Source organism: Arthrobacter sp. S41 (assembly GCF_004320535.1).
Classification (GTDB): domain Bacteria; phylum Actinomycetota; class Actinomycetes; order Actinomycetales; family Micrococcaceae; genus Glutamicibacter.
Map to the genome: position 1 here is coordinate 2452933 of NZ_SIHY01000001.1, position 12176 is coordinate 2465108.

General features: G+C 58.8%; 14 protein-coding genes. 12 read left to right on the plus strand and 2 right to left on the minus strand.

Annotated elements, in window-relative coordinates:
* The first annotated feature begins 16 nt into the window (after window positions 1-16).
* From EYR88_RS11265 to panC, 12 genes are all read left to right on the plus strand, one after another.
* On the plus strand, window positions 17-937 hold the full coding sequence (locus EYR88_RS11265) for a zinc-dependent metalloprotease (protein WP_131089726.1): 921 nt from the start codon (window positions 17-19) through the stop codon (window positions 935-937).
* Window positions 934-1875: a tRNA lysidine(34) synthetase TilS gene (tilS, locus tag EYR88_RS11270; RefSeq protein ID WP_242632529.1), complete on the plus strand. Its 942-nt coding sequence runs from the start codon at window positions 934-936 to the stop codon at window positions 1873-1875. The genes EYR88_RS11265 and tilS overlap by 4 nt, the downstream gene beginning before the upstream one ends.
* 49 nt (window positions 1876-1924) lie before the next feature.
* Entirely contained in the window at window positions 1925-2476 is a 552-nt protein-coding gene (hpt, locus tag EYR88_RS11275; RefSeq protein ID WP_131089727.1) for a hypoxanthine phosphoribosyltransferase, read from the plus strand.
* Window positions 2477-2583: 107 nt separating this feature from the next.
* Window positions 2584-4509 carry an ATP-dependent zinc metalloprotease FtsH gene (gene ftsH, locus EYR88_RS11280; RefSeq protein WP_131089728.1) on the plus strand — a complete coding sequence of 642 codons (1926 nt, stop codon included), beginning with the start codon at window positions 2584-2586 and terminating at the stop codon, window positions 4507-4509.
* Between the two features lie 9 nt (window positions 4510-4518).
* Window positions 4519-5097 carry a GTP cyclohydrolase I FolE gene (folE, locus tag EYR88_RS11285; protein WP_131089729.1) on the plus strand — a complete coding sequence of 193 codons (579 nt, stop codon included), beginning with the start codon at window positions 4519-4521 and terminating at the stop codon, window positions 5095-5097.
* Window positions 5098-5104: 7 nt separating this feature from the next.
* A complete protein-coding gene (gene folP, locus EYR88_RS11290; protein ID WP_131089730.1) occupies window positions 5105-6007 on the plus strand; it encodes a dihydropteroate synthase in 903 nt (300 codons plus the stop codon).
* The gene (gene folK / locus EYR88_RS11295) at window positions 5994-6827 is read left to right on the plus strand and encodes a 2-amino-4-hydroxy-6-hydroxymethyldihydropteridine diphosphokinase (RefSeq protein ID WP_131089731.1); all 834 of its coding nucleotides are present in this window, start codon (window positions 5994-5996) and stop codon (window positions 6825-6827) included. The genes folP and folK overlap by 14 nt, the downstream gene beginning before the upstream one ends.
* Window positions 6824-7285, plus strand: a complete 462-nt coding sequence (locus EYR88_RS11300) for a DUF3180 domain-containing protein (protein WP_131089732.1) — start codon at window positions 6824-6826, stop codon at window positions 7283-7285. The genes folK and EYR88_RS11300 overlap by 4 nt, the downstream gene beginning before the upstream one ends.
* Window positions 7254-7751: a PH domain-containing protein gene (locus EYR88_RS11305; protein ID WP_131089733.1), complete on the plus strand. Its 498-nt coding sequence runs from the start codon at window positions 7254-7256 to the stop codon at window positions 7749-7751. Before EYR88_RS11300 ends, EYR88_RS11305 begins: the two co-directional genes overlap by 32 nt.
* On the plus strand, window positions 7748-9106 hold the full coding sequence (locus EYR88_RS11310) for a PH domain-containing protein (RefSeq protein WP_131089734.1): 1359 nt from the start codon (window positions 7748-7750) through the stop codon (window positions 9104-9106). Before EYR88_RS11305 ends, EYR88_RS11310 begins: the two co-directional genes overlap by 4 nt.
* A 2-nt stretch (window positions 9107-9108) precedes the next feature.
* Window positions 9109-9975 (plus strand): DUF2520 domain-containing protein, encoded by an 867-nt coding sequence (locus EYR88_RS11315; RefSeq protein ID WP_131089735.1) that lies wholly within the window; start codon window positions 9109-9111, stop codon window positions 9973-9975.
* A 19-nt stretch (window positions 9976-9994) separates the two neighbouring features.
* Entirely contained in the window at window positions 9995-10852 is an 858-nt protein-coding gene (gene panC, locus EYR88_RS11320; protein ID WP_242632563.1) for a pantoate--beta-alanine ligase, read from the plus strand.
* 18 nt (window positions 10853-10870) lie between these two features.
* Here the strand turns inward: panC and EYR88_RS11325 are convergent, their stop codons facing one another.
* Together EYR88_RS11325 and EYR88_RS16380 are read right to left on the minus strand one after the other, a co-directional pair.
* The gene (locus EYR88_RS11325; RefSeq protein WP_131089737.1) at window positions 10871-11617 is read right to left on the minus strand and encodes a nitronate monooxygenase; all 747 of its coding nucleotides are present in this window, start codon (window positions 11615-11617) and stop codon (window positions 10871-10873) included.
* 22 nt (window positions 11618-11639) lie between these two features.
* Window positions 11640-11771: a hypothetical protein gene (locus EYR88_RS16380; protein ID WP_262198769.1), complete on the minus strand. Its 132-nt coding sequence runs from the start codon at window positions 11769-11771 to the stop codon at window positions 11640-11642.
* Window positions 11772-12176: the final 405 nt, after the last annotated feature.

The window sequence follows — 12176 nt, forward strand, 5'->3', positions numbered from 1 at the left end:
GGAGCAGGAATAGCACATGAAACAACTTGTTGATTGGAAACTGGCGGCCAGCGCCGCCAAAACGCTGTTGCCTGCAGGGCCAAAAATCGTTAAACAAGATGCCGCCCGCATTGTTGAAGAACTGCGCATCGCAGCCGGCGAAGGACTAGTTGAAGCGGAGAAAATCTCCAAGCTGGTCTCCACCGCGCCGTCCCAGACCCTCGTGGTTGATCGAGCCGGTTGGGCCAAAGCCGTCAGCCAGAACTTTGCTGCGATGCTGCCGGCTGAGCTTGATGTACCAGCCATGGTGCCAGCCGTAGCCGGAGCCGAACTGGGTGCAGTGCTCTCGGTACTAGGTACCCGAGTACTGGGCCAGTTTGACCCGTTTGTTGGACCACGACTATTGCTCAACGCGCCAACTATCACCCAGATTCGCGGCGACTTGAATGTGAATGCCAGAGACTTCTATCTGTGGATTGCTACCCATGAGCAGACCCACCGCCTGCAGTTTGAGCAAGCACCATGGATTCCTGAAGTGATGAAATCTATCCTTGCTCAGGCCTTTGAGCCAATGGCCGGACAGAACTCAATGAGTCAGCTCGGTGAGCGACTGAAGTCTATGAAGTCTGAGGTCAGTGAACTGACCAGCATCATGTCCGTGCTTGAAGGTCACGCCATGGTGGTGATGAATGATGTCACCTCGATCCGCAGCATCAAGACCATCCGCCGACGCTTTGAAGCCCGCGGAGAAAACCGTTCGGCTTGGGCCACACTATTGGGCAAGCTCTTGGGCATGGATGAAAAGGCTTTGCAATATAAGCGCGGAGCAAAGTTTGTCAGGCACATAGTTGATGAAATCGGCTACGAGGGATTCAACGAGATCTTTGCTGCCCGTGAACTCTTCCCCAACGCTGACGAATTAGATCATCCAGAACGCTGGTTGGCCCGCACCCGATGAATCAAGCCTTTCACGATGCCCGTCGCGCTGTCGCCCAGGTCAGTGGTCCGGGGCTGAGCCTGATTGGAGTCTCCGGCGGAGCTGACTCATTGGCATTAGCCATTGTGGCTGCATCGCTACCTACCGCCTTTGGGGCGGTCATCGTGGACCACGGCTTGCAAGCTGACAGTGCCCAGGTTGCGCAGCAAACTGCGCAAACCTGCCGAGAGTTGGGCTTGGCTCCGGTGCTGGTGTTTAGGGTGTCGACCTCCAGTGATGAGGCGTCGGCCCGTGCAGCGCGGTATGAACAGTTTGAGCAGGCGCTGGCCCAGACTGGCGCCCAACAATTGTTGTTAGCCCACACTCGTGATGATCAGGCCGAGCAGGTATTACTCGGTCTGCTGCGCGGTTCGGGCACCAGGTCCTTGGCCGGGATGCCAGCGGAACGTGGACCATACCGCCGGCCCCTACTGGAGCTGACCCGGGAACAGACCGAGGCGATCTGCCAGGATGCCGCAGTGGAGTACTGGGAAGACCCGAGCAATGCTGATACCAGTTACCGGCGGAATCTGATCAGGCATGACGTCCTGCCATTTCTGCGCGAACAGCTTGGCGAACATGTGTCTGAAGCATTGGCTCGAACCGCCTCGCTGGCAGCCGCTGATGCTGCGGCTCTGGATCTCTGGGCGCAGGAAGCTAAGACAGCTCACGGAACCAAACTTGAGGAACTAGCTCGGTTGCCGGTGGCGGTGGCTTCCCGAGTGTTACGCCTAGCCGCCATCGAATCTGGCGCAAAAAATGTGGGCCATGAGCGAACACAGGCGCTGTGCGCGCTGGGCGGAATCGGCGTTCCTAAGTCCAAATCTGCTGGTCCGGTGCAACTGGATGGCAAAATCAGCGCCTTTAGGCGAAGCTCGGTGATAGTTTTCACGAGTACCGGCTCAACAACACATCATTAAATGTGGCACTCTAGGTAAGTACCACACCTCTAGAATCAGGAGAACCCTCGTGGATTCCACTGCAGTCGAAGCCGATCTGGCGCATGTTCTGTACACCAAAGAAGAAATTCAGGCACGCGTGGCAGAGCTCGCCGCGCAGATCGACAAGGACTACAAGGGCCGCGACATTCTCGTAGTGGGTGTGCTCAAGGGTGCTGTGATGATCATGGCTGACCTGGTCCGTGCGCTCGAGTCGCACCTGACCATGGATTGGATGGCAGTATCCTCCTACGGTTCGGGCACCCAGTCCTCCGGCGTTGTACGTATCCTCAAGGACCTTGACTCGGACTTGATGGGCAAGCACGTTTTGATCGTTGAAGACATTATCGATTCAGGCTTGACCTTGTCATGGCTGAAGTCGAACCTTGAATCCCGTGGCCCAGCCTCGGTAGAAATCTGTGCACTATTGCGCAAGCCAGAGGCAGCCAAGGTTGAAATCGACGTTAAGTACGTCGGCATGGACATTCCTAATGAATTTGTCGTGGGTTACGGCCTGGACTACGCGGAAAAGTACCGCAACCTAGATTGCGTGGGCACCCTGGCTCCGCATATCTACCAGTAGGGAACTTTTTTCGCCATTAGGGCGTTGAGAAGTATCGAAGGTGGCGTGACCCGGACGCCTTAGTAGTGCGTGAGGGGGATGCGTGAGGCGCGGGGCCTTGCGGATCAATGAAAACGAAGAAGCTTTTTAACAGCTGGATCATTTGGGTTTTACTTGGCGTTATCGCTGTTGCGCTGTTCTTGCCGATGGTCTTTGGCAATAACTCTGCCAAGGTAGACACCTCGGTGGGTATGTCGCAGCTAACCAGCGGCAACGTCACCGACGCCAAAATGTATGACAAAGACCAGCGAGTCGACCTGAAACTACGCGATCCCCTCAAGGTGGATGGCGTAGACAAGGGCAAGTCGGTGAGCTTCTACTACTCCACCGCACGTGCTGGTCAGGTTGTTAACGCGATCAATAAGGCCGAGCCAGATAAGTTCACCGATCAGCCGGTGGAAAGCAACTGGTTGCTTTCCATGCTCGGCTTGATTGTTCCGTTCTTGCTGATTGCCGGTATTTTCTGGTTCATCCTCGCCCGCTCCCAGGGCGGCGGCTCCAAGGTCATGCAGTTTGGTAAGTCCAAGGCGAAGCTGATCACCAAGGACATGCCACAGGTGACCTTCAAGGACGTTGCCGGTGCCGATGAGGCCGTGGAAGAACTCCACGAAATCAAGGAATTCCTGCAAGAACCAGCTAAGTTCCAAGCCGTGGGCGCCAAGATCCCTAAGGGTGTGCTGCTCTACGGCCCTCCAGGTACCGGTAAAACCCTGCTAGCTAAAGCCGTCGCCGGTGAAGCTCAGGTACCGTTCTACTCGATCTCCGGTTCTGACTTTGTTGAAATGTTTGTTGGTGTGGGTGCTAGTCGCGTCCGCGACCTGTTTGAACAGGCCAAGAACAATTCCCCAGCGATCATCTTTGTTGATGAGATCGACGCCGTAGGTCGCCACCGCGGCGCCGGTATCGGTGGCGGTAACGATGAGCGCGAGCAGACCCTGAACCAGCTGCTGGTGGAGATGGACGGCTTTGACGCCACCACCAACGTCATCCTGATCGCTGCCACCAACCGTCCTGACGTTCTGGACCCAGCCCTGCTGCGCCCAGGCCGCTTTGACCGTCAGATCCCAGTGGAAGCACCGGATCTGAAGGGCCGCGAGCAGATCCTGGCAGTACACGTTAAGGGCAAGCCAATGGATGCCACCGTGGACTTGAACGCTGTAGCCAAGAAGACCCCGGGTTACACCGGTGCCGATTTGGCCAACGTGCTCAACGAAGCTGCCCTGCTCACCGCACGCTCGAACGCCAACCTGATTGACGACCGCGCACTGGATGAGGCCATTGACCGCGTCATGGCCGGCCCGCAGAAGCGTACCCGACTGATGGACGAGCACGAGCGTAAGGTCACCGCGTACCACGAGGGCGGACACGCTCTGGTGGCTGCGGCGATGAACCAGACCGCACCGGTCACCAAGATCACCATCCTGCCTCGTGGCCGCGCCCTGGGTTACACCATGGTGGTTCCGGAGTCCGATAAGTATTCGGTGACGCGCAACGAATTGCTGGACCAGATGGCCTACGCCATGGGTGGTCGTGTGGCTGAAGAGATCGTCTTCCACGATCCTTCCACCGGTGCCTCAAACGACATCGAGAAGGCAACCGACACCGCACGCAAGATGGTCACCGAATACGGCATGAGCGGCAAGGTGGGCGCAGTACGCTTGGCCGGCACGGCCGCGGACCAGCAGATGGGAACTTCCTCGCGGGAGTACTCGGATGAAATGGCCCACCTGGTGGATCAGGAAGTGCGCGAGCTGATCGAGCAGGCCCACAACGACGCCTACCAAGCACTGATGATCAACCGCCACGTGCTTGACCGCCTGGCCCTGGCCCTGCTGGAACACGAGACGCTGAACCAGAAGGAAATCGCGGAGATCTTCACCGATCTGCAAAAGCGCGAAATTCGTGATGTGTGGCTGAGTAATCAGGAACGCCCAGTGCACGCACAAGGCCCGGTGTTAAGCCCCAAGGAGCGCGCAGCTTCCTCGACCGACTAGGATCGAAGCGTGAGTGAACAACAACAGATCGATCAGCCGCGAATCGCGGCAGCCGTCCGCGAGATTCTCGAAGCCATTGGTGAAGATCCTAATCGCGACGGCCTGGTAGACACCCCAAACCGGGTTGCTAAGGCCTACGCGGAATTCTTCGCCGGCTTGCACCAGAACGCGGCAGAGCACCTGTCGACCACTTTCGACATCGAGCACGACGAGATGGTCCTGGTCAAGGACATCCCGTTCTACTCGACCTGCGAGCACCACCTGGTGCCCTTCTACGGATCAGCCCATATTGGTTACATCCCGGGCAAGGGCGGCAAGGTCACCGGCCTGTCCAAACTGGCTCGCTTGGTTGAGGTTTACGCCCGTCGCCCGCAGGTTCAAGAACGCTTAACCACGCAGATCGTTGATTCGCTGGTGGAGCACTTGAACCCGGCCGGGGCGATCGTAGTCATCGAATGTGAGCACATGTGCATGTCGATGCGCGGGGTGCAAAAGCCCGGAGCAAAAACCGTGACCAGTGCGGTGCGTGGACAGCTGCGGGAAACCGCCACACGCGCCGAAGCCATGAGCCTGATCCTCGGAAGGTAGGAACCTCTTGTCCCTTGGAGCTATCCCGGGCACCGGCCCGAACACCAGCCCATTGCCAGTGATCCGCAAGTCCAAGAAGAAGACTATGGCTGATCTTCGCACCGACCGCACCCTGGTCATGGGCATCCTGAACGTCACCGAAGATTCCTTCTCCGACGGCGGGAAGTACCTTTCGATCGATGCCGCCATCGATCAAGGGCTGAAGTTGCTGTACTCGGGTGCTGACATCATCGATGTCGGCGGAGAGTCCACGCGCCCCGGCGCCAAGGATGTTGACCCTGCCCTGGAGCAGTCGCGGATCATCCCGGTCATCGAAGCCCTGGTGAAAGCCGGAGCGGTGGTATCGGTAGATACCATGCACGTGAGCACGGCGCGGGTTGCCATCAACGCCGGTGCCCACATCATCAACGACGTGTCCGGGCTGACCTATGAGCCGGGCATGCCGGAATTGATCGCTGAAACCGGTGTACCTTATGTGCTGATGCACCGCCGCGGCACTGCACAGAATATGGTGGCCGAAGCAAATTATCAGGACGTTGTCACCGAAGTTATCGATGAACTACGTAGCCTACGTGACGAATTTGTGGCCAAGGGTGTGGCGCCTGAGCAGATCATCATCGATCCAGGACTGGGCTTCGCCAAGGATGCGGAACACAACTGGGCCCTGTTATCCAACGTTGCGGCCATCGAAGAGCTGGGTCACCGAGTACTGATCGGCACCAGCCGCAAACGATTCTTGGGTTCGCTGCTCGCCGAGGCCGGTACTAGCCGCAAGCCACTTGAACGCGATATCGCCACCGCGGCAACCACCGTGCTGGCCGCCAAAGACCAGGTCTGGGCCGTACGGGTTCACGACGTAATTGGCAGCCGCGACGCCATTGAAGTCGTGCAGGCTTATGGATCGCATTAGCATCTACGGCATTTCTGCCACCGGCTATCACGGGGTCTTTGACCACGAAAAGCGCGACGGGCAGAAGTTCATCATCGACGTGGTGCTCCACGTTGATATCACCCGAGCCGCCGCCAGCGACAACGTCTTAGACACCGTGCACTACGGCGAAGTCAGCGAGCTGGTGGTTGAACAGATTCAGGCCGGGCCGTGGGATTTGATCGAGAAGCTGGGCAGTGAAATTGCCGAGGCGATTCTCGCCGCCTACCTGAGCGTGCTGGAAATTGACGTGGTGGTTCATAAGCCGCAGGCGCCGATTCCGGTGCCTTTTACCGACGTCACCATCTCGCTGACCCGCACGCAGAAGCGGCACACCGCCATCATTGCCCTCGGTGCCAACCTGGGTGACCCGCAGGCCACCTTGGCGGCTGCGGTGAAAGACTTGGCGCAAGAGCTAGAAATTCTGCGCTGCTCGCCATTGGCCATCACCAAACCGGTCGGTGGCCCACCAGATCAGCCCGATTACACCAATCAGGTGATCCAGGTTCGCACCACTTTGTCGGCGCATCAGCTCTTGGATTTATGCCAGAGCATTGAGGCCAAGCACCATCGCACCCGCGAGGTTCGCTGGGAAGCACGCACCTTGGATCTGGACCTGATCACCTACGATCACCTGCGGTTGAGCGATGAACGGCTGACCTTGCCACATCCACGGGCCGCGATACGCGGTTTTGTGCTGGCCCCATGGAGCTGGATGGACCCCGACGCGGTACTTGAGGGCCAACTGGTTTCCCGGTTGGCCGCCAACGCCGCCGATACCAAGGACATCATCCGGTTATGAGCAAGCTGAAGCTGCGTTGGGTTCTGTTGTGCGCCGCGTTTGGCGCGGTGGCTGGGTGGATCGCACTGAGCGCACTGACCGCCGCCGGGCGCTACGCCCCGGTACTGGATTACTCGGCGCTGTTCTCCCTGGCTGCGGTCTGCGCGGTGATCCTCTTTTTGGGGATCCGGGTTAAACGATCCTCGATGGGAAAATCCCACTTTGAGCCGATCGCCGCAGCCCGCACCCTGGTGCTGGCCCAAGCCTCGGCCTACGCCGGAGCGGTGATTACCGGCTGGCACCTGCCATCGATCCTGACCCTCTGGCTGGCCAGCGGTCAAAGCCCCACCCTGAGCCGCGGATTGGTCCTGGCCGGGGCCGGTGTGCTTATGGTGGTTATTGGCTACATTGTCCAACACCTGTGCAAGCTACCCCCAGAGGATACCGATGACAGCAACGACTCCGTGGTCACCGAATAGCTTCACCCCGGCACACCCGAGCTACTTCAAAGTGAAGCTCACCACCTGGGCGATCACCTGGGGAGTAATCCTGCTGGTGACGCTGATTCCGGGGGTGCTCCTACTGGCCGGGGTTTCCACGCCCCTATGGTTGGCGATCGCCGCTCCGGTGTTGGCACTGGTGATTGCCCTACTGATCTTGCGGATTCTGCGCCGCCAAGTGTTAGCCCTTGGCTACCTAGAGCGCGAAGAAGACTTTATTGTCCGATCCGGGGTGATGTGGCGCAAGCAGGTGGTCATTCCCTACGGGCGGATGCAATACGTTGAGGTCAACAGCGGTCCCTTGGAACGACGTTTCGGACTGTGCCAGCTGACCTTAAACACCGCAGGCGCCGGAGCCACCGCCCACGTGTACGGCTTGCCCGCGGAGCAAGGCCAAGCCCTGCGTGAACGGCTGGTCTCGGCCGGCGAAGAGAAAATGCTGTGAGCAACAACGACACATGGCAACGGGTGCACCCGGCCAGCCCCTTTGTTCATGGCTGGCTGGCCATCGTTGGTTTGCTCTACATCTACTGGCAGAACACCGATGAGCTGTCCTTCGCCGAACGCTTCGCCGGAGACCGGCTGCTATGGACCCTCGGCTTAGCTGGCGCGGCCCTACTGGTGGTGCTCGCCTTCTATTTCCTGTCCTGGTATTTCACCCGCTACAAGCTCACCGAAAGCCACGTTTACGTTAATTCCGGCACGCTGTTTCGCAGCCAAAAACAGGCGCGCATCGATAAGGTGCAGGGCATCGATATTGCCCAACCGTTGGTTGCCCGCCTACTGGGTCTAGCCGAGCTCCGCTTTGACGTGGCCGATTCCTCCGAATCGGTACTGCGCCTAGCCTTCCTCTCCAAGGCCGACGCTCACGCCCTGCGCCAGCTCATCCTCGAACGCGCGAACTCAGGAACGCCGAGCGAAGCCAGGGTCCTGACCGATCCGGCAGACCCAAACCAAGCGGACCCAAACCCAGCAACCCTGCCACTGATGGCCAAGGTCCCGATCGGCCGGCTCTTAGCTTCCTTGTTCCTCCAGCTTCCGATAGTCATCGGCACGCTGGCCTGCCTGACCATGGTCATCTTGTGGCTCACCGGCGTCCAAGGGATCATCGCCGGTGTTTTGCCGGTGCTGCTCAGTTTTGGCAGCTGGTTCTACAAACAACTGAACCAAGGCTGGAACTACACCGCCAGCGCCATGGACACCGGGATGCGCATCAGTTACGGGCTGGCCGACACCCGGCAACACTCCATCCCCGCCGGTCGAGTCCAAGCCATTTGCGTCACCGCCCCGCTGCTCTGGCGCTTGGTCGGCTGGTACAAGGTGGAAGTCAACGTGCTGGGCACCAAAAACGATGACGCAGATAATTTTCAGGTCCTGCCCGTGGGCGACTTTGAATCGGTCACCCGCATCATGGGTATTTTGTTGCCCGATCTTGGCGTCATTAACCAGCGCGAGGTGCTGGCCACCGCGGTGAGCACAGGTTATGAGCACGGCTTCATCGGCTCCCCCTCCCGGGCCAAGTCACTCTCCCCGGGAGCGTGGAAGCACCAAGGATTTTTAGTCACCGACACCACCGTGATCTCCCGCTACGGTTGGCTGGCCCGCACTGCCACCTTTGTCCCGCACTCTCGGGTGCAGGGAATGGAATTTAGCCAGGGCCCATGGGAGCAAAAGCGTAAACTAGCCGGGGTCCGCCTATTTTGTGCGGGCGGCAATATCATCGGCCACCTGCATCAGGTTGATGCGCAGATCGCAGCAGAATTTACCCTGGCCCAAGCCACACGCCAGGTCGAAAGGTAGAAGTGGACGCACCACGATTGGGAATCGGCATCATCTCGGCCGGCAAAGTTGGCACCGTACTAGGTGCCGCCTTAGCCGCCAGCGGACACCGAATCACCGGGATCCACGCGGTCTCCGAAGCATCGCAGGACCGCGCCGACGCACTACTGCCCGGGGTTGAAATCTTGGACCCGCCCGAAATTCTGCGACGCAGCGAACTGGTACTTTTTGCGGTACCCGATGACGTGCTTGGCGAATTAGTGGCCGGCCTAGCCACCGCCGGGCATATCCAACCCGGCCAGCTGATCGCACACACCGCCGGACGATTTGGCACCAGCATCTTACAACCGGCGCTAGATGTTGGCGCTTTTGGTCTAGCCATCCACCCGGCGATGACCTTCACCGGAATGAGCATGGATCTGGCCCGGCTCACCGACTGCGTTTTTGCGGTCACCGCCGATGAGGTGATGCTGCCGGTAGCCCAAGCGCTGGTAGTGGAAATGCGCGCCGAACCGGTGGTCATTGCAGAAGCCGATCGCGCCAGCTACCACGCGGCCCTGGCCCACGCCGCCAACCACCTGAACACCATCACCGCGCAGTCCGCCGATATTCTGCGCCGCATCGGGGTGGAAGATCCGGCCAATACCTTGCGCGCACTGATGAGCGCCAGCCTAGATAACGCCCTGCGCTCGGGAGCCGGCGCACTGACCGGGCCGGTGGCTCGCGGGGATATCGGCACCGTCACCGCACACCTCGACGCGCTATCCAGCGACCCGGCGGAAACCAACAATTCCTACCGCAGCCTCTCGAGGGCTACCGCCTTGCGGGCGGCCGATCGAGGGCTTATCTCACAAGGCACACTCGAAGAACTGTTGCGAGTTCTAGAATAGAGGGGTGAAAACCCCCAAAATTTGTAAAACCCGCCAGGAACTGAAGGCGGCCATCGCCGAGGCTAATCCCCGATCGTTGGGCTTTGTTCCCACCATGGGCGCCTTGCACCAGGGCCATGGTTCCCTGTTCCGTATCGCGCGTGAAGAAAATGAACTGGTTGTCATCTCGATTTTTGTCAACGAGCTGCAGTTCAACGACGCCGGCGACTACGCCCGCTACCCACGCCAGCTCCAAGCCGATGTGCAACTGGCTGCCGAGGCCGGGGTGGACATCATCTTCGCCCCCGAGGCGCAGGAGATTTACCACGCAGGTCTGCCATTGATAAAGCTGGCCTCGGGACGCATGGGTGAGCTGTATGAAGGCGCGTCACGTCCGGGCCACTTTGATGGCATGCTTGCCGTGGTCTCCAAGCTTTTGCACCTAGCTGACCCACGCCAGGGTGCGTACCGCGCCTACTTTGGGCAGAAGGACGCCCAGCAGGTGGTGTTGATCCGTCGTATGGTTGCCGACCTGGACTACCCGGTTGAACTTCGTTCGGTGCCGATCGTACGCAGTGAAAAGGGCCTGGCCCTCTCCAGCCGCAATGCCTTGCTCAGCGAGGCAGAGAAGGAAGCGGCCATGGTGTTGCACCGCTCCATCCAGCTCATCGCCGATCGTGCGGCCAACCATGAGCCACTAAACATCGAGGACGCCATTGGCCTGTTCCAAATGGAACCATTGGTTCAGCTTGACTACTTCACGGTGGTTGATCCCAACACCTTAGAAGAGCTGGCGTTTAACTGCCAGGACACTCCCTTCACCGGTGAAGGCCTGATCCTTGTGGCAGCCACCGTTGGCAAGGTGCGTTTGATCGACAACCAGCCGATCTCTGCCTAGCTTTTAGCCGAAGCGTTCTTAGCGGAAACGCCGCGAAGCAGCGGCAAGCACCTGGCGGAAACCCGCCAGCTCGGCGATGATCTCTTGGGCGGACTGCGGCGCGGTAACAAACTCAACCGCCTGCCCGGCATACACCGGGTCAATATCGACGGCAGCCTCTGCGCGAGCGGTCACCATCTTCTCGCGTAGTTCTTCGGTCGCATCCCAAGAGGACAAATCCTCGTGGGATGCGCTGAACTCATTGCGCAGGGCTCGACCGCGAAACTGCGCGGGCCAAGCAAGTTGCTGGGCAATATCAAACGCCCGGGTGTAGGTGGTGTCATCCATCCCGGATGCTCGCACTACCTGCTTGACGTTTTCATGTCCCAACGATTGTGTTGCAGATAAGAAACGGGTGCCGACCCACGCCGCCTGGGCACCCGCGGCCAGCACTGCCGCAACCCCACTGGCCGTGCCAACACCACCGGCAGCAACTACTGGCTTCAACTGTTGCTGTGTGGCCAGCTGTAGTAGTGGCAAGGTTCCGGCTTCATTGCGCCCATGCCCGCCGCCTTCACTACCACGGGTGATGATGATGTCGATGTCATCGTCCATGGCCCGTTCAAGCTCCGCTGCGTTGCCTACCTGCATTGCGGTCAGCACTCCGGCTTCGTGAGCTAGGGGCGCCCCACGGCTGACGTCGCCAAAACTTAGAGACACCAGCGTCGGACCGTATTCGAGGAAGATTTCCAGCGGGGATAGATTCGTTTTCAGAGACCACGCCATAAAGCCAACACCCCAGGGTGTATCAAGGGGAGGCAACGTGCCCAACTTGTTCCTGGATCCACTCTTCCTTTGAGGAACCGGATACTCCGATCATGCCGACTCCGCCAGCTAAGGAAACCGCCGCTGCCAAAGCGCCACCGGCAGCTCCTGCCATAGGTGCGTTGAAGTTCGTTCATGTGCCTCAGTAGGACAGCAAGGTTAATGTGACCTAGAACGCGGCCCCTCGATTTGTAACATCTTGGAAACCTCTGTATAGTTTTTATCTGTTGCCGGAACGGAAACAACACGAAATATACGAGTTGTTTACCCGGTGGCAAATCACTTTTCACTGAAGCGTTTCGACCGGTTTTGACCGGGTCACGGAACATGGTAGGCTAGAAAAGTTGCTCCGGAGCGAAGCAGTCACTGAGAAATGGTGGTTGTGGTGTCGAGAGTGTTTGTTGTTTGAGAACTCAATAGTGTGCCAAGTTTGTTGATACCGAATATTTATTTTATTTGGTGAATACATAACATTTGCTTGAGGCATTGCACCCCCGTGTGATGTTCTTGAGTGTTTTTT